13 protein-coding genes are annotated in these 20,647 nt (G+C 45.5%); 9 read left to right on the top strand and 4 right to left on the bottom strand.

Features of this window, described 5'->3' with window-relative positions:
• Positions 1–89: 89 nt before the first annotated feature.
• The 9 genes from D2V05_RS08645 (at position 90) to ggt (ending at position 16,474) form a co-directional block, all read left to right on the top strand.
• Positions 90–3,542 carry a SusC/RagA family TonB-linked outer membrane protein gene (locus D2V05_RS08645; protein WP_183114809.1) on the top strand — a complete coding sequence of 1,151 codons (3,453 nt, stop codon included), beginning with the start codon at positions 90–92 and terminating at the stop codon, positions 3,540–3,542.
• Between the two features lie 12 nt (positions 3,543–3,554).
• Positions 3,555–4,952 (top strand): SusD/RagB family nutrient-binding outer membrane lipoprotein, encoded by a 1,398-nt coding sequence (locus tag D2V05_RS08640; RefSeq protein ID WP_119647243.1) that lies wholly within the window; start codon positions 3,555–3,557, stop codon positions 4,950–4,952.
• Positions 4,953–5,017: 65 nt separating this feature from the next.
• Positions 5,018–5,935, top strand: a complete 918-nt coding sequence (locus tag D2V05_RS08635) for an N-formylglutamate amidohydrolase (protein WP_127137025.1) — start codon at positions 5,018–5,020, stop codon at positions 5,933–5,935.
• A 266-nt stretch (positions 5,936–6,201) separates the two neighbouring features.
• A complete protein-coding gene (locus D2V05_RS08630) occupies positions 6,202–7,677 on the top strand; it encodes an aminotransferase class V-fold PLP-dependent enzyme (protein WP_119647241.1) in 1,476 nt (491 codons plus the stop codon).
• Between the two features lie 28 nt (positions 7,678–7,705).
• On the top strand, positions 7,706–10,726 hold the full coding sequence (locus D2V05_RS08625) for an amidohydrolase family protein (protein WP_119647240.1): 3,021 nt from the start codon (positions 7,706–7,708) through the stop codon (positions 10,724–10,726).
• A gap of 12 nt (positions 10,727–10,738) precedes the next feature.
• Positions 10,739–12,061 carry an amidohydrolase family protein gene (locus D2V05_RS08620; protein ID WP_119647239.1) on the top strand — a complete coding sequence of 441 codons (1,323 nt, stop codon included), beginning with the start codon at positions 10,739–10,741 and terminating at the stop codon, positions 12,059–12,061.
• Between the two features lie 4 nt (positions 12,062–12,065).
• Positions 12,066–13,436 (top strand): alanine/glycine:cation symporter family protein, encoded by a 1,371-nt coding sequence (locus tag D2V05_RS08615; RefSeq protein WP_119647238.1) that lies wholly within the window; start codon positions 12,066–12,068, stop codon positions 13,434–13,436.
• A gap of 10 nt (positions 13,437–13,446) precedes the next feature.
• Complete coding sequence (locus D2V05_RS08610) at positions 13,447–14,724, top strand: M14 family metallopeptidase (RefSeq protein WP_119647237.1); 1,278 nt, start codon at positions 13,447–13,449, stop codon at positions 14,722–14,724.
• Between the two features lie 64 nt (positions 14,725–14,788).
• The gene (ggt, locus tag D2V05_RS08605; RefSeq protein ID WP_119647236.1) at positions 14,789–16,474 is read left to right on the top strand and encodes a gamma-glutamyltransferase; all 1,686 of its coding nucleotides are present in this window, start codon (positions 14,789–14,791) and stop codon (positions 16,472–16,474) included.
• A gap of 297 nt (positions 16,475–16,771) precedes the next feature.
• On the opposite strand, the gene D2V05_RS08600 is transcribed toward ggt, so the two are convergent.
• From D2V05_RS08600 to D2V05_RS08585, 4 genes are all read right to left on the bottom strand, one after another.
• Positions 16,772–17,065, bottom strand: coding sequence for a hypothetical protein (locus D2V05_RS08600; RefSeq protein ID WP_036383534.1), 294 nt, complete (start codon positions 17,063–17,065; stop codon positions 16,772–16,774).
• 243 nt (positions 17,066–17,308) lie between these two features.
• Positions 17,309–18,283, bottom strand: a complete 975-nt coding sequence (locus D2V05_RS08595) for a nucleotidyl transferase AbiEii/AbiGii toxin family protein (RefSeq protein ID WP_036383532.1) — start codon at positions 18,281–18,283, stop codon at positions 17,309–17,311.
• Positions 18,280–19,005 (bottom strand): DUF6088 family protein, encoded by a 726-nt coding sequence (locus D2V05_RS08590; RefSeq protein ID WP_036383530.1) that lies wholly within the window; start codon positions 19,003–19,005, stop codon positions 18,280–18,282. Before D2V05_RS08590 ends, D2V05_RS08595 begins: the two co-directional genes overlap by 4 nt.
• Positions 19,006–19,205: 200 nt before the next feature.
• Positions 19,206–20,621, bottom strand: coding sequence for an SLC13 family permease (locus tag D2V05_RS08585; protein ID WP_235855418.1), 1,416 nt, complete (start codon positions 20,619–20,621; stop codon positions 19,206–19,208).
• Positions 20,622–20,647 lie beyond the last annotated feature (26 nt).

Genomic DNA, 20,647 nt, shown 5'->3' with positions numbered 1-20,647 from the left:
AAAAACTGAATGACCAATTTTTAAACCATATCAAAAGTATGAAAAACACACTATGCAAAAGCTATTTTAGTGCTAAAATAGATTTGAAAATGAAAATTTCCGCCCTGTTTTTATTGGTTGCACTGTTCCAACTCAATGCCAATAATTCATATTCTCAAAAATTCGTTTCGATGAAAATGGAAAATGCATCCATAGCATCCGTTTTCGAAAAAATTGAGGAGAGTACCGATTACAATATCCTATACAAAAATTCCACATTGGATTTGAACAAAAGGATTTCGGTGGATGTGGAAAAAGTTAAAATCGATGTCCTGATGGACATTATCCTTGCCGAAAGCAATATTTCTTATGAAATCAGGAGAAAGTTGATCGTCCTTGTAGAAAAGGAAAATGAACCGGAAAAGATCAGCACCCAATCAGAAAAGGCATCGAAGCCAAATTTCATTAACATCACAGGAACCGTTACTGATGAGAACAACTCCCCCCTACCTGGGGTCAGTATTGTCATTAAGGGGACAATAAAGGGGGTCTCCTCCGATTTCGATGGAAACTATGCCATCGATGCCTCCCAAGGAGACATTTTGGTATACTCCTATATTGGTTACCAAACCAAGGAAATAACCGTAGGGAACAATCCCGTCGTCAATGTGACCATGGTCCCCAGTGTCAGTAATTTGGATGAAGTTATCGTAACGGCCATTGGTACCAAGCAACTAAAGGATGAATCAGGTTCCACAAGTTCCACTATCCAATCCGAGAACATTGCCAAATCTGGGGAAGCCGGGGTTATCAATGCATTGGCAGGTAAGGCATCAGGGGTACGGATCGGCAAATCCAATGGTGACCCAGGGGCTGGATCTTCCATACAGATCCGCGGTGCGAACACCATTCAAGGTGCCAGTCAGCCTTTGATCATTTTGGATGGTATTCCCGTGAGCAATGACAATATTGGAGGCGTCACCCTCAGCCAACAATCGCGATTGGACGACATCAATCCAAAGGATATCGCCTCAGTTCAGATTTTGAAAGGTGCATCAGCTGCTGCCCTTTGGGGTTCCCGTGCTGCAAATGGGGTTATTGTGATTACTACAAAAAGTGGTCAATTGGGTCAAAAGCCAACCATACAATATACTTTTTCACAATCCTATGATTATATCAATGTAAGAACTCCTCTTCAGAACTCCTTTGGACAAGGACGTAATGGAGTTTTTAGTACTTCTTTTGCAGAATCCTGGGGCGACAAAATCACAGACCGCTCAGGTGAGCCCGATGACTTGGATACATCCGGAGCATCTTTTTTGTCAAGCACAACCGGCAATCGATATTATCCCGTAATTTCAAAAAACTCAAGAGAAACATTTACTGATAGTAATTATGACAAGGTTTTTCGTATTGGAACCTTTTCACAACACAATGTATCCGTAAATGGCGGAGGGCAAAGAGCCTCTTACTTTTTTAGTTATGAGAATTTGGATCAAAAAGGAATCATCAAAAATTATGATTACAAAAGACAAAATGTTAGGTTGAACACCAAGTTCCAAATGACAGATTGGTTGAGTTGGAACAATAGAGTATCCTTTACCAACACTAGATCGAATCGTATTGAACAGGCCGGGGAAACAACCAACGGTATCCTTTTAGGGCTTTTAAGGACCGCACCTGATTTTGATATTACAGACTATATCGGAACCTACACGGCATCCAACGGAGACATCATCACAAATCGACAAAGGTCCTATAGACGCCAATTGGGAGAATCTGAAAATCCCATTTACAACAATCCCTTATGGACTTTAAACGAACAAAAAGCACCCAATGATGTCAACCGTTTCATCATCAATCCCGAGTTGACCATTGACCCTGTCAATTGGCTAAAAGTCATTTTAAGGGGCGGTCTGGATTATTATACGGATGCAAGAAGTCAATTTTATCCAATCGGTTCGGCTAGTGGCCTTCGAAGTAGCGGGTATTGGAGTCAGACGGATATTAACAGCAAGGAGTTCAATTTAGATGGAATTATAGTTGCTACACATGACTTTAGCAATGATTTAGGGGTATCCGCCACGTTCGGTGTTAACTTCAATGATCGGAAAAGAGTTATCAATACAAATACAATAAGTCCTTTTGCCGTTGATTCAAGGTTACCCACACCAGATCTCAATCCAGATCAAGCGGCCAGTTCTTGGAATCGTAATCTTCAGCATATTCGCTCAAACCGTGGTTATGGTATTTTGGGAATAAATCTTTATGGTCAATTGTTTTTCAATTTTTCAGGAGCCTTGGAAGCCTCTTCAACCATAAAAGGGAGTTTTTTCTATCCTTCAGTAGACCTTGCCTGGCAGTTCAGTGATCTGGTCGGTTCCTCTGATTTCCTGAGTTTTGGAAAGCTTAGGGCAGCTTGGGGAAAGGTAGGGATTCAACCGGCTCCCTATAAATTCGAGACTTTGGCCACAACAGGATTTTCAAACTTCGGAGGAAGTTTTATGGTCGATTCGGAAAAAGGAAATCCAAATCTGAAACCAGAGATTAAGACAGAGTGGGAAGTTGGTACCGATTTACGGTTCTTTAAAGACCGAGTGGGATTAGGGTTTACCTATTATAGAAATGAAACCAAGGACATCCTCTTTGCCGTCAAAGCCAATCCGAGTTCCGGTTTCAACTTTAACTATAAGAACGCCGCGGTCATCGAGAACAAAGGTCTTGAAGTCGATCTTACTGGCAAGTTGATCGAAACCGATGACCTCAAACTTTCGATCAACACCAATTACAACAACAACGAAAATATGGTTGTGGATATTGCTGGAGCCGAAACCGTGGATATTGGAGGAACATCAAAAGCCGTCAAGGGATATCCGATGAGTTCCTTTTTCTTGCCAGGAACCCTAAGAAATGAGGACAATAGTTTGGCTTTGGATGCCAACGGTTTTCCACAATTGGATACGGAAAGCCGCGTACTCGGAGATCCAAATCCCGATTGGAGGGGAGGCATCGGCATGCAACTAAACTTTAAAGGTCTTGACTTCAGCTTCTTGTTCGAACATTCCCAAGGTGGCGATTTCATTAATAGAACACGAGTGGTATTATATGGGTTTGGCGTACACAAGGATGTAGCCCAGGAGGTTACCCTAACAGAGGACCTTGTCAATGTCAATGGAGATGTAATCCTAGCCGGAACCACGGTAAGGGGGAACATTGCCGACTTTGGTGGTGGGGATGTTCTATTGGATGAATCTTGGTATCGCGGTATCGGAGGTGGCCTTGGTTTCAACAAGACCAATGACCTGTTCATCGAGGATGCCACGTGGACCAAGCTCCGTAACGTGACCCTTGGGTATACATTTTCAGGCCTTAAGTTGAGTAAAAAACTGGCATTGGATTCGTTCCGGATATCGGTGACGGGACGGGATTTGATTCTATGGACCGGTATCAAGGATGTGGACCCAGAGACCAATAACTATGGTGTCAGCAATGCCTTCGGAATGAATTACTTCAACAATCCCGGAACACGTTCGATTTTGTTTAACCTTCAAGCCAATTTCTAAAACCTAATAATCATGAAATCAACATATATACAAATTCTTTTGATTTTCACGGCTTTCGTTTTTTTTGGTTGTGAAAAAATGGTCGAAGATCTCAACGAAAATCCGAACCAATTAACTTTAACAGATATTGACGCAGGTCTTTTCCTAAACGGCGCGGAGCTTTCAAACATCGGCATCCAATTGGGGGCCTATAGTAGAATGGCGGGTTATTGGTCCGGACAACTGACCGGTTTTGAACAAGTGGAACTGGAAAGATATCAATACAATGTCGCCAACAATACCTTTGATTGGGATGGCTACCAAAATGTTTTGACGCCAGTGCGGCAAATACAGGACAGAGCTGTGGACAACCCCCTATTATTGGGTATCTCCAAGGTAGTAGAAGCTCATTTGGTGGGTACTTATGCTTCCTTGTTCGGCGATATCCCATATTCTCAGGCATTGGGTGATATAGAAAACCCTGAATTCGATGACCAACTCTATGTTTTTGAACAGTTACAGATACTGTTGGACAGTGCCATCGCCGATTTAGAGGGTGCTGCCGGTTTTGGCGTTCTGGAGGATTACATCTTCCAAGGAGACCGCGACAAATGGCTCGAATCCGCATGGACCCTTAAAGCTCGTTACTTTATGCATACCAAAGCATATGGCGAAGCTTATAGTGCAGCCTTGAACGGGATTTCCACTAGTGATAACAACATGATGTTCAATCCCCTTGACGTTACGGGGCAAAACGCCACCAAAAACAAATACTACATTGTTTTGGCCGGTAGCCCGAACACAGGGACCGGGGACAGTTATTTGATGCAGCTATTGGACGATACCAGTGGAATCTCCCGAAACAATGCCAAGACCGATGAAACGGCCAGGCGCCAGTACTATGTCATCGACCAATCGGATGCGGACGGAAATCTGGGTGTAGCACAGGAACTTGAACCACAGCCAATGATCACATTTCAGGAGAATATGCTCATATTGGCGGAAGCGGGTGCCCGTACCCAAAGTTTCGAAATTGGTTTGGGACATTTGAACGAGTTGCGTGCCTATCTGAATACCGGAAGTTTCCTAAATGCGAATTTTTCCGCCGAACCCTATTTATATGAAGCCTATGTGGCCGGGGATTTCAATTCCGGTGGCATGGAAAATATAGACGGGACAGACCCGAATACTGCCTTGCTCAGGGAAATCATCGAAGAACGATATGTTTCTGGCTTTACCACCTATATGCCATTCGATGATGCGCGCAGACTCCGAAAGAATGATTCGGACGTAGCGGTGCCTTTTCCTTTGAACGTACCGACCAGTACACAAAACGTGGAGCGTATGTTGTATCCCCAGGACGAGGTCTTGTCAAATCCTGCGGCCCCGGCAGATCCTGGTTTATATGAACCTACCAAAGTCAATCAATAATTGAAAAATTAAGTCACCGAAAAATGCATAGGGATCTATTTTTTCAAGGAAAGATTGGGAAAAACATGCTCATTTGCCTTCTAGTTGCCACTGCACTTCTTCAAGTGCAGTGCGCTGGTGGCAAAAGCACATCGGACGGTTCGGACAAAAAGGCTTTGTCCGAAGGACGGAAAATATTCGAGGACAGCTGGCTGGAAACCGTCAAGGGCAACATCCCTTTGGTTATCAGTGCCCCACATGGGGGCACCATATCTCCTGAGGAGATCAAGGACAGGGATTGTGGCGCGAAGGTAATGGACAACAATACGGTCGAGCTCGCACTGGAAATAGAGAATGCGTTCAAGGTCCATGGCAAAAAACCATACCTGGTCATTGCCCGATTGGCAAGGAGTAAGATCGATTTTAACCGGGACCTGGAGGAGGCCACCTGTGGAAACCCACAAATGGAGTATACCTGGAGACAATATCACAAGCATATCGAGGAGGCCTTGGATGCGGCCATCAAAAAATACGGATATGCGATGTACATCGACCTTCACGGCCAAAGCCATAAAGTAAAACGTTTGGAGTTGGGGTACCTACTTAGGACACCTGCCCTCAAGGAACTAAGGGAAGGGGAAAGTTCCGAGTCTGAAATTGGCGGAAACACTTCGGTACGGAACCTATTAAAGGGTAACCCACAATTGGGACTCAACCAACTCTTGACCGGGGAAAACGCTTTCGGAACCCTTATGGAACGAGCCGGTTTCCCTGCGGTTCCAAGCCAAGGCGACCCCTATCCCAAGGAGGGCGAGCCCTACTTCAACGGAGGATATAACACTAGAAGATATACCGCTTACGACCACCCCAAAGTTTTCGGGATGCAGATAGAGGCCAATTTCCAAGGGGTCCGTGACAGTGAGGAGAACCGGAAAAACTTTTCCAAAGCCTTTGCGGAATCCATCACTACTTATTTGGACTTTGTGGAATCCTATATGGACTGAAACAAAATTCAGTGCCCGGGATTTTTCCCTAGAGGCAATAACTGACCGATAAGCCGGGAAGAATCCAGTACAATAGGGTTTACAGAATATCGCATTCTGTGAAAATTAATTAATCAATAAAGCTGCCCTTATCTATCAATTCAAAACAAGTAAAAATAGAAACTTAGGCCTTATCGTATGGGGTCTTCAACACATTGCCATAAATATTTGAATTAGTAGTTTGTTGAGTTGGATTGGATAAAGGGTAGCTTTTCATAATAATAATCTTGAAAAAAGAAACATCATTGGAATCGTACTTCAATTCCTTTCGAAGAAATATTATCGGTATCGACGAAAATATCGAAACCCCTTTTGGGACCAAAAAGATCGTCTATGCGGATTGGATCGCGAGCGGTAGGTTATATGGCCCCATAGAGGATATCATGAAAAAAAAAATCGGTCCCTTTGTCGGGAACACCCATTCCGAGACCACTTTTACCGGGAAATTGATGACCAATCTTTACGAGGAGGCTAAACACCGGATCAAGGAACATGTCAATGCCTCCGAGGAAGATGTCATTATTACCACTGACACCGGTATGACCGGGGTGCTCTGCAAGTTTCAGCGTATTTTGGGGCTAAAGCTCCCAGAAAAGTTCAAGAATTCCCTCTCGATTCCAGAGACCGAAAGACCTGTCGTTTTTTTGACCCATATGGAACACCATTCCAATCAGACGACCTGGTTGGAGACCATGGCCGATGTCGTATTGTTACAGCCTACAGAAGACCTGTTCGTCGATACACGCCAATTGCGCAGGGAACTTCGTAAATATGGGGACCGAAAACTCAAGATCGGTTCCTTTACGGCCTGTTCCAATGTCACGGGGGTGGGAACCCCCTATTATGAGTTGGCTGAAATCATGCATGAACACGACGGGTACTGTTTTGTGGATTTTGCCGCATCAGCACCCTACGTCCAGATTGATATGCACCCGGAGAACAAGGCAAGGAAATTGGATGCCATTTTTTTCTCCCCACATAAGTTTTTAGGGGGGCCTGGCAGTTCAGGCGTTTTGGTTTTCGACAAGGCGCTTTACAAGAACCGGATTCCGGACAATCCAGGTGGTGGAACGGTAAAATGGACGAATCCTTGGGGGGGGCACAGTTTTTTTGAAAGTATTGAGGCCCGGGAAGATGGTGGAACGCCTGGATTCCTACAGACCATAAGGACAGCCCTATCGATCGCTCTGAAGGAAAAAATGGGCATAGAGCAGATCCGGCAACGGGAAAATGAACTTACCAGAAAATGTTTCGAGGAGTTGCCCAAGATCAAGGGCTTGCATGTATTCGCACCGGAAGTCAGGTACCGCTTAGGAGTCTTTTCCTTTTATGTGGAACATCTCCATTACAATCTGGTGGTCCGATTATTGAACGACCACTATGGAATCCAGGTCCGGGGCGGCTGTTCCTGTGCCGGCACCTATGGACACATACTATTGGAGGTCACCCAAGAACGATCACGGCACATTACCGACCAGATCGAGCACGGGAACCTTAAGGACAAACCTGGGTGGGTCCGTCTCTCACTCCATCCCACTATGACGGATGGGGAACTGGACCTTATACTGGATGCACTTCGCGAAATAGCGGAGCATGGTGCTGAAATGGCCAAAGCATATGATTACGATCCAATGAGCAATACCTTTTACCACAAGTCCGAATCCAACCAAAGACTGGACCTAGACCAATGGTTTGAAATCTAAAACCAAATAAATCATAAAATCACCAACAATGAAGATAAAAAAAACCTTTGGATACCTCTTTTTGTTAGGTATCATGCTATCCATGGGGAGTTCCTTCGCACAGGAGACCTTTCCCAAAAACGATGTCCTCGATGCGCGCCCGGACAGGGTGGCCCTCACCCATGCGACCATCGTCACAGCCCCAACGCAAGTTTTGGAGAATGCGATGTTGGTCATCCAAGACGGTAAGGTCGTTTCGGTACAAGCGGGGAACCAGGTACCCAACGGCTATCTGGAAATCGATCTCAGCGGACGTTATATCTATCCCTCTTTTATAGACATGTTTGGGGAATATGGGCAACCCGAGGTAAAACGTCCCCCATTCAGGAACCCTGTTCTCAGTAGGGAACAGATACAGTCCAATACCAAGGGACCCTACAATGCCAACGAGGCCATAAAATCGCAATACAACAGTTCCGAAAACTTTACCGTGGACAAAAAGCTTGCCTCCAAATGGAGGGCCCAAGGATTTGGTGCCGTAGCGTCCATCAGAAGGGATGGAATTGCACGGGGAACCGCTGCCCTAGTAGCCCTAGGCGAGGATACGGAAAACAATTTGGTCATCAATTCCAAGGTGGCCGACCATTACTCTTTTGACAAGGGCACCTCGACCCAGGACTATCCCATTTCCGCTATGGGGACCATTGCCCTTTTGCGTCAGACCTTTTACGATGCCAAGTGGTATGGGGCACAAACCGACAGCCCTTTTTCGGACCTGTCGTTGGATGCCATGCTGGTCAATGGGAACCTGCCCAAAATCATGGAGGCCGATGGTTGGTTGACCGCCTTAAGAGCCGATAAAATAGCGGATGAATTCGGGTTCGAGTTCATTATAAAGGGAGGCGGAGACGAATATCAACGGATTATGGAAGTGAAGGACATGAAAGCTCCGATGATCATTCCGATCGACTTTCCCAAGGCCTATGATGTGAGTGACCCCTACATCACCAAGAAAATCACCTTGGCCGATCTTAAGCATTGGGAACTGGCCCCTACAAACCCGGCATCTTTGGAAAAGAACAGCATACCCTTTGCCATCACCTCCTTTCCACCTGAAAATCTTCCTGACTTCTTGAAAAATCTGAGAAAATCAGTGGCGTATGGCCTGAGCAAAACGGCTGCACTCTCCTCTTTGACCACCGTTCCGGCCAAATGGTTGGGCGTTGACCAGGATATGGGCACTTTGGAAGCCGGTAAAATGGCCAACTTCATCGTTACGGACGGTGATCTTTTTGAACCGGGCACTCAAATTATGGACAACTGGATCGAAGGGAAACCCTATGTGGTAAACGAACCCATTTCCGAATCCATCCTTGGGGAATACGATTTATCCGTAGGTGGCTTAAAGGCCGTATTGTCCATTATCGGAAAAGGCCCTAAGTACCAAGCCGAATTGACATTGACCGATGGATCAAAGGAAAAGGTGGAATTTAAAATGGACGGGGATCTTCCTGTCCTTAAATTCACGGTCAAGGGAAGCCAATACAATCTGAAAGGTTGGACCAAACAAGAAAAGGGAATGACCGTGCTTAACGGTACTGGCACCCTGAACTTTGGGGAGGACCAACCTTGGACCGCCCGGATGAAAGAAAAAGGAAGGGGCACCTTGGGAGCTCAAAAGATACAGGATAAGGGTCCTGTCGACTTGGGTGAGGTATTCTATCCATTCTTGGCCTTTGGCAGTCCGGAAAAGATTGCATCCCGATCCATTTTAATCACCGATGTCACCGTTTGGACGAACGAAGATGAAGGAATCCTCATGGACACGGACGTGCTTCTTGAAAATGGCAAGATTGCCAAGATCGGGACCGATCTCAGTGCCAAGGATGCCTTGGTATTGGACGGTACGGGCAAGCACCTGACCCCTGGAATCATTGATGAGCATTCCCATATTGCCTTGGGCGGTATCAATGAAATGGCACCAAATTCGGGAATGGTCCGGATGCAGGACGTGATCGACCCCGATGACCCGGGCATTTATAGGGCTTTGGCCGGGGGCGTCGTTGCGGCGCAGCTCCTACATGGATCTTCGGATCCCATTGGGGGCCAGTCCGCCCTAGTAAAATTCAAATGGGGGGAGGATGCCAAGGGATTGTTGATCCAGGGCGCTGACCCCTTCATAAAATTTGCCCTTGGAGAGAACGTGAAACGTTCAAAAAACAACGTATCCATACGATTTCCAAGGTCCTTGATGGGCGTGGAACAATTTTATACCAATGCCTTCACTGAGGCCTTGGATTACAAAAAGGAATGGGATGCCTATAGAAGCTTGGGCACAAAGGAAAAAAGGACCGCAGTGGAACCCCGTAAAAACATTCTTCATGAGACCATGTTGGAAATCTTGGAGAAAAAACGGTTCATTACGGCCCACTCCTACCAGGATAAGGAAATGTTGATGTTGATGGAGGTCGCGGAGCGGTTTGGTTTTGCCCTGAACACGTTCACCCATGCATTGGAGGGCTATCGGATCGCGGACCGAATGAAGGAACACGGGGTCGGGGGCAGCACATTTTCCGATCGTTGGAACTATAAATGGGAGGCTAGGAACGGGACCCCGTACAATGCCCCCATCATGGACCGTGAAGGTGTGGTCACTGCATTGAACTCCGATAGCGGTGAAACAATGCGACACTTGAACCATGAGGCAGCAAAGATGGTCAGATATGGGGGGCTCACACCAGAGGAAGCCCTTAAAATGGTCACCTTGAACCCGGCAAGGCTCTTGCACCTGGACGATACCATGGGAAGTATCAAAGTCGGTAAATCCGCGGATGTTGTCCTTTGGACAGGAGATCCACTGTCGCTTTATTCCAAACCTGAAAAGACCATCATTGAAGGGGCCATTTATTTTGATCTGGCCAAGGATGCGCAGTTGCGCAGGGAGAATTCAAAAGAGCGTGCCAGACTCCTCAAAAAAATGGAAGGGTTGGAAGGCACCGAGAACGTATCAACCAGAATATCCTTGGAACGGTTGGAATTCCATTGTGAGTCCTTGGAGATGCAGTACTAAATAATCAAGAACATGAAAAACAAGACATTGTATACGATATTGACCATGATACTGATCCTTTCGAGCCTTTTGGAAGGATTGGATGCCCAGATTCTTCCGATGGTTGCCAAGGAGCAGGAAACTCCCATCCTTTTGGTTGGGGGGACCGTCCATACCGGAGATGGCCGGGTACTGGAGGACACCGCGGTCGGATTTGACAAGGGGACCATTACCTTCTTGGGCAAAGCCTCTGATCTGGACGCCAATGGGATCGATTATAAGATCATAGACATAACCGGACAACAGGTATATCCGGGTTTTATCCTTTTGAATTCCATTATCGGTATCAACGAAATCAGTGGCGTTCCGCATACCAATGATACCTTGGAGGAAGGGGATTATCTTCCCAACCTACAAACAGTCTACGCCTTTGATATGACATCAACTTTTCTTCCACCTTTGCGGTTCAATGGGGTTCTTTACATTGAATCGATTCGATCAAGAGGTGTCATTCCAGGCACCTCATCGGTAATGTCCTTGGATGGCTGGAACTGGGAGGAAGCCGTATTCAAAAGGGCTGCGGCCATACACCTCGATTGGCCCTCTGCCCTATCGAGTTATTATGATGCCGAGACGAACAGCAGGATGCTCCGCCCCAATACTTCTTACGAAAAGATTACCGGTGAACTGGAAAAATTGTTCTCCGATGCCAAGCAATACGAACAAATGCCCACTGCCCAAACCAATTTGAAGTTGGAGGCCTTAACGAATCTGTTCCAAAAAGAAAGGGTACTTGTCATCCATGCGAATGAACCCAAGGAAATCATACAGAGCATCACCTTTGCCAAGTCCTTTGGCATTGACCAAATCTCCTTGGTGGCCTCTGAGGGTTCCCTGGAAGTTGTCGATTTTCTCAAGGAAAACCAAGTTCCGGTGATTGTACCGCCTACCTACAACCTCCCCAGAAACGATGATATGGACTATGATGCCTTTTATGGTTTGCCAACAAAATTGCAACGGATGGGCATCGAGGTATCCATGTACCATGTGGGATCGTTGTCCAACTCCATCAATCTGCCCTTTTATGCGGGAACATCGGTGGCATTTGGGATGAAAAAGGAGGAAGCCCTGAAAACCATTACTTTGCATCCCGCAAAAATTCTGGGAATTGACGATAAGCTGGGGTCCATTGCCATGGGCAAGACAGCCAGTCTATTTGTGTCCAAGGGGGATGCACTCGATATACAGACCAATGCGTTGACCTTGGCATTTATTGGCGGCAAGCAGATCGATTTGGAAGGACCACAACAATTGGACTACAAACGCTATTCCTCCAAATTAGGCCAGAACGAATAGATAGATGGGAAAAATTGAAGCAACGATAACCGGAATCAGTGACTGGATTTGGGGATTTCCCCTATTATTGCTGTTGGTGGGTGGCGGAATATATCTTTTGGTGTATTCCAGGTTATTGCCGTTCAAGCATTTCTGGCATGCCCTTCAGGTCATCAGGGGAAAGTACGAGACGGCCTCGAATGTTGGACAGATCAGTGCTTTCAAGGCATTGACCACAGCCTTGTCCTCCACCTTGGGCATGGGCAATATTTCAGGGGTGGCCCTTGCCATTACGATGGGTGGGCCTGGTGCCCTTTTCTGGATGTGGATCAGTGCCTTGATCGGGATGGCGACCAAATATTATACCTGTTCCCTTTCCGTCATGTACAGGGGTACCGATGATTCGGGGGAATCTCAAGGGGGGCCCATGTATGTCATCGTCAATGGTCTAGGCAAACCATGGAAACCCCTGGCCATTTTCTTTTCAATGGCAGGGATCTTTGGCTCACTTCCCATTTTTACGGCAAACCAGTTGACCCAGGTCGTCGTGGAAGTGATGCCCCTCTCGTTTATGGGACCATCCAAGGACCTGACCCTTTCAATGGTGGCGATCGTAATCTGCTTTTTGGTGGGTCTGGTCATATTTGGGGGAATCAGGCGCATAGCAAACCTGGCCAGTCGACTGGTCCCTTTTATGGTCACTTTGTATTTTTTATCTGTTAGCTATATTTTGGTGGTCAACCATGGTAGGATCATTCCGGTCCTAATGGACGTATTTAGGGATGCCATGACCGGCGATGCGGTGTTGGGGGGAAGTCTGGGTGCCATCATCATTATGGGGGTACGAAGGGCCGCCTTTTCGAATGAGGCAGGTATCGGCACCGCTCCCTTGGCACATGGTGCCTCAAAGAACACCGAACCGATCAAGGAAGGACTGGTAGCGATGTTGGGGCCCTTTATCGACACCATAGTGGTATGTACCTTGACCGCCATTGCCATCTTGGTCACGGGAAGTTGGCAGCGTTCGGACCTCAGTGGTGTGTCCATTACTTTGGAAGCTTTCGTTTCTGCCATGCCTGTAATAGGTGCCCCGTTGTTGATCTTTATCGTGGCCATATTCGCATTGACCTCTTTGTTCACCTATTCCTATTATGGATCGAAATGTGTGGTATTCCTGTTTGGAGCCAAATATCGGAACATCTATAACTACCTGTATATCGCGGGCATATTCCTTGGCTCGGTTTCCTCCTTGGCCGGTGTCGTGGGCATCATCGATATCAGCTTTGCCCTAATGTCCATCCCCACCATGGTTTCGGCGATTTTATTGGCACCGCGCATCAATGCGGCCAACGCATCCTATTTCAAGAAAATTGAACTGCAAAAACAACTAGCTTAAAAATCCTATTATGAAAAAAATCTTTGTACTCCTAAGCCTGTTGGCCATAGCGAACCTATTTGGCCAAGAACAACGGTTCCAGGGCCAACCCCCTGTGAATGCCGTACCAACGGATTCCAAACCGGTCCAAAAGCAATGGAAGGGACAGTTTGCCTTTCCGGATCAAGGTATAACCTTCTCCAATGAGTTCGACGGTGCCCGGTTGAACGGCTTGGTCCAGAACAATGACAGTACCTATACCCTATTGATCACTTCGGAGAACACTCCGATCAATACCAGTCCGTGGTATGCGTTCAAGGTTTGGGGAAAGCGTCCTATGACCATTGATGTATGGCTGACCTATCAAGCGGACAACAAACACAGGTACTATCCAAAGCTCAGCCATGACGGAGTGCACTGGACCGCATTGGATTCCCTTCGTTATGTTGAGATTGGTAAGGGAGAAAAGGCCTTTGGCCCCGGCTCCTTGCCTGAAAAGGTCAAAATGCGATTGGAAGTGGGCCCGGATACACTCTGGGTCGCTGGACAAGAATTGGAAAATTCGGCCCGGGTAAATGCCTGGATGGACAGTATTTCCCAGAAAAAGTTCGTGACCAAGAACACCATTGGAAAGAGCCGTGAGGGCCGGAACCTCAATTTGCTCAGCATTGGCGATACGGACTCCAAAAATATGATTATGATCATTTCCAGACAGCATCCCCCTGAGGTAACAGGGTACCTGACTATGAAATCCTTTGTGGAGACCCTTTCCTCGAATACCAAATTGGCCAAAAAGTTCCGAAAGGAATTTACCATCTATGTGGTCCCCTTGATGAACCCTGACGGGGTCGACAATGGGTTTTGGAGACATAATACCGGTGGAATAGACCTCAACCGGGATTGGGCCAATTTTAACCAACCGGAAACCTCTGCGGTCAAGGATTTCATGGAAGGGATGGTCGAGAAGACCCAAGGGAAGTTCTATTTCGGCATAGATTTCCATTCCACTTGGGATGATATTTACTATACCGTGGATCCGGAACTCCATGGAAACATGCCCAATTTGGTCTCCACCTGGCTGGATGGCCTAAAGAAGCGCATCGAGGGATATGATCCCAATATCAAGCCTAATGGGGATTTGGTCCCTACCACGGTATCAAGGAACTATTTCTTCGTAAAACATGGTGCCGAGGCCTTGGTCTTTGAGGTCGGGGACAATACCCCAAGGGATTTTTTAAAGGAAAAGGCGGAGAAGGGCGCCGAAGCACTTATGGAGATCATGTTGGAGCGTATCAAGGACATTCCCTGACCCGGACAAAAGAGCAAAACCCGGAATCCAGAAAAGCAACATTAAGTACCTTAAAAATAAACCCATGAAAAGAATGCTATATTTTCTTCCCTTACTACTATTTACCCAATGTACCCGTGAGTTACCTGCCGAACCGACAGGTTTGGTCACGGAAAATGCCATGGTCGTCTCTGCACGTAGGGAAGCTTCGGAGATAGGCGTTGAAATCATGAAAAAAGGCGGGAATGTTTTCGATGCCATGGTAGCCACCGAACTTTCCCTAGCGGTGGCCTACCCTTTTGCGGGAAACCTCGGGGGCGGGGGATTTATGGTCTATCGCAAGAGTAATGGTGAAGTGGGAAGTATCGATTACAGGGAAAAGGCTCCATTGGCCGCCCATAGGGACATGTATCTCGACTCCCTGGGCAATGTCATACCTGGGCTGAGCACATCTGGGGGAACCGCCGTAGGTGTCCCAGGTACCGTGGCCGGGGTTCTGGAAGTCCACAAGAAATTCGGAAAACTGCCCCTCAACAAAATCATGGAACCCATCATTGCCTTGGCGAGAAAAGGGGTCGTGGTGACCGAAAAACAGGCCAAAAGATTAGAAGGTACCCGAAAACGATTCATTGAAGCTAATAGTGACAGCACCAAGTTCGCGACCGTGTACAAAGCTGGTGATACCATCAAATACCCGGCATTGGCCACCACCTTGGAAAAGATCATGAACGAGGGACGTGATGGGTTCTACAAAGGGGAGGTAGCCCAAAAAATAGCGGCCTATGTACAGGCAAAGGGAGGTGTGATCACGGAGGAGGATCTCGCTAGGTATGAGGCCAAGTGGAGATCGCCCATTGTATTTGACTACAAGGACATCAAGATCATCTCAATGGGTCCCCCCAGCAGTGGTGGTATGACCATGGATCAGATCTTTACCATGATAGCACCCTATGAAATAGCTAGCTATGGCCACAATTCGACAAGGGCCATCCAATTGTTCACCGAAGCTTCCAGAAGAGCCTATGCGGATCGGAACCATTACCTTGGTGATCCCGATTTCGTGGACATTCCCTATAAGGGGCTCATGGACGTTGACTACTTAAAGTGCAGAATGGCCGATTTTACTTTTGATAGGGCCACCTTGTCCTCGGAAGTAGGCCATGGAACGGTGGAAATTGTGGAAAGCAGCGAGACCACCCACTACTCCATTATCGATGCGGAGGGCAATGCCATCAGTGCGACCACGACCCTGAACGGTGGATACGGTTCCAAACTTTATATTGATGCCTTGGGATTTTTCCTGAACAATGAAATGGATGATTTCAGTACCAAGCCCGGTGTTCCCAATATGTTCGGTCTTCCTGGCTCCGAGGCCAACAGTATTGCACCCGAGAAACGAATGTTGAGCAGTATGTCACCGACCGTAGTGGAAAGGGACGGCGAGCTTTACATGGTCGTCGGCACCCCTGGAGGTTCCACGATCATCACGGCCGTGGCCCAGACCATACTCAATGTCCACGAGTTCAATCTCAGCATGCAGGATGCCGTGAACGCTCCGCGGTTCCACCACCAATGGATGCCCGATGTAGTCGTGTTCGAACCCGAAGGCTTTCCTTTGGAAACCATTGAAACCCTAAAGGCAAAAGGCTACCAAATCAATGAGGGCAGGACCCGGATCATAGGAAAGGTAGACGCCATCCGAGTGCTGGAAGACGGCAGACTTGAGGGCGGGGCGGACAAACGAGGGGACGATACCGCTGCGGGATATTGACCACCCAGAGAACCAAACCCTACTTGGTAAAACGCATACTGATGATTTTTGAGACCATTGACTTTACGTATCCTATACACCTTCAAGGTAAGGGAATTTACCCATGAAAGATTGAAACGTTCTTCCTCAAATATCGCTTACCCTTTATATTCCTGATTGATATCCCTTTAATTTAAAAGCCAAAGACACCTTGGGGCGATTACAAACAAAAAATTGAACTTTACATATTATAGTAAAGGAATTTTCAAAAACCAATAAATTCAATTATTGGTTGCGGTTTATGGAAAATCACGATATTCAACCAATGGTATCCACTTCCTTGATTAGGTATCCAACGTTAGAAAAATGCATTGAAAGAAGGTAAACAAGCCCAAAAGCTATCAAAATTCCCCAAAAAATGCCCTGTATATCCACCGCAAAGTGAAAACCCATGATTCCAAAAGCAATAGGAATCATAGCTAACAATGCAACAATTATCCATCTACCAACGACCAAAAGTATAACTGGTAACAGTTCCACCACACCCACTGTTGGCATTATAAATTTATTGGCCAATAGTCCTTTGTAAACAGCAATGGACTCCTCGGTCATCACACGGTCGTGAGGCAGAAATCCAAAAAACTTATACAATCCGAATAGGATCAAGGTAACCCCCAATCCTATTTGAACCATTTAATCTATTCTTCTGGACATTCCTTTTATTTCTTGGTAAAATGATATCCAACCGATTCAACGGCAGAAGTGATTTCCTCTGCTGGATAGTGGGTAGGTAGAGATAAGTAGATTAAAGATTTGCATTTCGTGTCCTTGTTTTGGTCTACTATTTGATCTACATTATACATTCTCCCATTTTATTTTTGTGAGTCTATTTGATATGGACAGAATTATTTCCAAAATGCTTTCCTCTTTTGGCAATTTTCCATAAACCAAATACTCAAACTCATTGCGATAGGTATCTTTAAGTTGGTTCCATGTTTTTTCAGGTTCTTTGAAAATCAATGCTTGTTTTGGGTGGTACTTTAACCAATCATTGTTGTTCTTAAAACTTTGCGTATCATCATGGGCTACCCTTAGGAGCATTTTATCAAATGCACCCGAATTGAAAAATCCTAGAACCGTTTCATCCTTTAATAATTGATGAATATCGTATACATGCCTAATTTTGTTGTTCAAATCCTCAATTGGGTTTTTAGTATGGGAAAACCGGACCAAACTCATTATTTTTTCGCAAAGTGTTCTTTTGACATCCAACACAAGTACTTCAAAGGGTAATAATCCATAAGTCTCTGCTAGTTTGGTTTGGTTTGAGTCAACCATCATTTCATAGATATACGTATTGACGACCTTCTTAATATATGGTTCAAAGTGACCTAACCACGTAGCTTCAACAATGATAGTATCCCTTACTTGTCCAAAATCGCCCTCAAAGATTTTGGGATAGTTATAGGCAATCTTTCTTATCATTCCCATTTTATTGGTGATTCCATCAATATCCACCTCCTCGAATGGTTCTACTATTTCCTTGGTTATTCTTTTAAGCTTGTTCTTTAATTGGCTCCCCGTCTCTTCTTCCCTGCGCAATACTACCAAATCAATATCTTCACTAAAACGGTCAATGTATTTAAAACACTTTGACAAAGCTGTACCCCCCTTAAATATGGCCTCATCTTTGTTTGCACTTTCATAAATGAGCTTTAGGGCATAGCATATCCAATAATCCTTTTCCACGTAAATTTCTAGAATATCCATACGTTGGGCAGTTGCCCTTATCGCCTCAGCAAAGAGTTCACTATTAGTGTGCAGATTCATACGATATTCCAATTTGGTTGTGTTGTCAATGTGGTATCACGCAAATTATATCTATAGATAGTAAGTGGATTAAGTGAGTTTTTCAATTCTTTTATATCGATTGCCACATCAAGTTGTTCTAATAGTGCTCCCAACAAAGCCCTTACCCGTGGTGGGTACAAGAGAGCATACTTGATGAGTACATCCAATTCTTTGGGTGTCATTTTCCCTAAACGTCTTAAAAAAATAAGAATAGCGGATTTTTTATCAACATCCGGAATGCTATTAAGGTCTTTCATGGCATCCAAAAAACCCAACATCCTATAATTTTTATCAGTAACGGGTGCGTAGCTCTTTACGGGCTTTGCTTTGATGCCGCCTCTATTAATATATATGCGCTTTTCGGCACTTGCTATTTTGTATAGTGACGGTATTTGGGTAGTCAGGTTCAACTGATTGTACAAAGAGGTTCCGGTTATATAGGCTATTCGCTTACCATCTTCGTATAAATATGGTCTTAGAATATCCTCTTCCCTTGGCTTTAGTTCTCCAAAAACCGTTACATTGGGTTTGTAAAAAATGCCTTTGGACAATTTTCTTATAATTCCTTTTTTTTGTAGTCGTTCCAAGGCCTTTGCAGCGGTTACATATTCTTCTGACCGAATAGGTAAATCGGCATAACCAAAAGTACTGTCCTTCGGGAGTTCCGCTATTTTATCCGCTATTTTTTTCGCAATTGTCATTACAATGCAAAGATATCCAAATAAATTACATGTCAAGTTTTATGCGCAAAAAACTTGACATATTGATTAAAAAGATTATTCGATGATCCGCCTTGATATTAATTAGTCACAAGATATTATTGGTATAGGTTTTTAACAAACCACTCAATATGTTACTAGAAATTTCTCTTTGATGTGAACATACATTCCTCCACCATCCCTTATATTTTCAAAAATAGAGGCAATAGGAAATACACCGCAATGGCCAACACAAGAATGGAAATTAAATTCATTAAAAAACCAGTACGTACCATATCGGGGATTCTAAGGTAGCCCGATCCAAAGACCACCGCATTTGGGGGCGTTGCCACTGGAAGCATAAAAGCACAGGAAGCGGCAGTGGTACAGGCAACCATCAACACGAACGGATCAACATCCAAGGTCACCGCCAATGGTGCCAAAACAGGCAACATCATGGCCGTAGTGGCCAAATTCGAGGTGACTTCCGTCAAAAAATTTATGCAGGTTATGACCAATAATATCAACGTAAGCAAGGGTAATCCATCAAAGAATGTCATTTGTGAACCCAGATAAATTGCCAACCCACTAGTCTCAAAACCACTAGCGATGGCCATTCCTCCACCAAACAACAGAATTATCCCCCAAGGAATCTGAACAGCTTCTTCCCATTTTATCATCTTCCTACCCTTTCCAGCAGGCAAAATGAACAAAACAAGTGCCGCTCCAATGGCTATTATGGTATCATCTATCCCAGGAACAATCTTTTGTAATAAGAACGACCGTGTTATCCAACAGAGTGCGGTAAGAACAAAAACGGCCATAACAATCTTTTCTTCCCTTTTCATAGGTCCCAGTTCCTGTATAAGCCTATGGATCTCTTCCCTTCCCCCAGGAAATCTTCCTTGCCGCAACGGGTAGGCAATCCGCGTAAGGTATAGCCATGCCAAAATCAACAGTAGAATCGATATCGGAAGTCCAAACTTCATCCATTGCCAAAAACTGATATCCAACCCATAGGCCTTCTGTACAAAACCGGCGAAAACCAGATTGGGTGGGGTACCTATCAATGTTGCTATCCCTCCAATGGATGCCGAATATGCGATGGAAAGCATCAGCAACTTGCCAAAAACAGCATTTTCGTCCTTGGCGGTCCGTGGATTGTCCTTTAACTGTTTTACAATGGATATGGCCATCGGCATTACCATCACTGCAGTGGCCGTGTTCGATATCCACATGGAAAGAAACGCAGTAGCCACCATAAATCCTAATACAATGGTATACATATTGGTACCAATGGCCCTTATGATATGCAATGCGATTCTCTTGTGCAGGTTCCATTTTTCTATGGCCATTGCCAACATAAACCCACCCATGTACAAGAAAACATATTTATGGCCATAGTTAGCTGTGGTTTCCTCTAGGCCCAGTGCCCCCAACATGGGAAACAAAACAATGGGAAGCAGCGCCGTGGCAGCTATCGGAAGCACCTCCAAAATCCACCAAACACCTATCCATAAGGTAACGGCCAAGATATCCCTTCCTTGGGAGGAGAGACCCTCCCCGCTAAAAAAGAAATGAATGAGAAGAAACAGAATCGGACCAAGTAAAAGGCCCATACGTTTATATGACATGTTTTTTGAAT

Source organism: Flagellimonas pelagia (assembly GCF_003584135.1).
Taxonomy (GTDB): domain Bacteria; phylum Bacteroidota; class Bacteroidia; order Flavobacteriales; family Flavobacteriaceae; genus Flagellimonas; species Flagellimonas pelagia.
Note: the sequence above shows the minus strand (reverse complement) of the source record. Positions and strands in the feature narration are given on the sequence as shown.

What these genes read in the sequence shown, in the direction of transcription:
- D2V05_RS08600 (WP_036383534.1), bottom strand. Translation starts at nt 17,065, where the DNA reads ATGACCGAGGAGTCCATTGCTGTTTACAAAGGACTATTGGCCAATAAA.
- D2V05_RS08625 (WP_119647240.1), top strand. Translation starts at nt 7,706, where the DNA reads ATGAAGATAAAAAAAACCTTTGGATACCTCTTTTTGTTAGGTATCATG.
- ggt (WP_119647236.1), top strand. Translation starts at nt 14,789, where the DNA reads ATGAAAAGAATGCTATATTTTCTTCCCTTACTACTATTTACCCAATGT.
- D2V05_RS08620 (WP_119647239.1), top strand. Translation starts at nt 10,739, where the DNA reads ATGAAAAACAAGACATTGTATACGATATTGACCATGATACTGATCCTT.
- D2V05_RS08645 (WP_183114809.1), top strand. Translation starts at nt 90, where the DNA reads ATGAAAATTTCCGCCCTGTTTTTATTGGTTGCACTGTTCCAACTCAAT.
- D2V05_RS08615 (WP_119647238.1), top strand. Translation starts at nt 12,066, where the DNA reads ATGGGAAAAATTGAAGCAACGATAACCGGAATCAGTGACTGGATTTGG.
- D2V05_RS08610 (WP_119647237.1), top strand. Translation starts at nt 13,447, where the DNA reads ATGAAAAAAATCTTTGTACTCCTAAGCCTGTTGGCCATAGCGAACCTA.
- D2V05_RS08590 (WP_036383530.1), bottom strand. Translation starts at nt 19,005, where the DNA reads ATGACAATTGCGAAAAAAATAGCGGATAAAATAGCGGAACTCCCGAAG.
- D2V05_RS08595 (WP_036383532.1), bottom strand. Translation starts at nt 18,283, where the DNA reads ATGAATCTGCACACTAATAGTGAACTCTTTGCTGAGGCGATAAGGGCA.
- D2V05_RS08585 (WP_235855418.1), bottom strand. Translation starts at nt 20,621, where the DNA reads ATGGGCCTTTTACTTGGTCCGATTCTGTTTCTTCTCATTCATTTCTTT.
- D2V05_RS08635 (WP_127137025.1), top strand. Translation starts at nt 5,018, where the DNA reads ATGCTCATTTGCCTTCTAGTTGCCACTGCACTTCTTCAAGTGCAGTGC.
- D2V05_RS08640 (WP_119647243.1), top strand. Translation starts at nt 3,555, where the DNA reads ATGAAATCAACATATATACAAATTCTTTTGATTTTCACGGCTTTCGTT.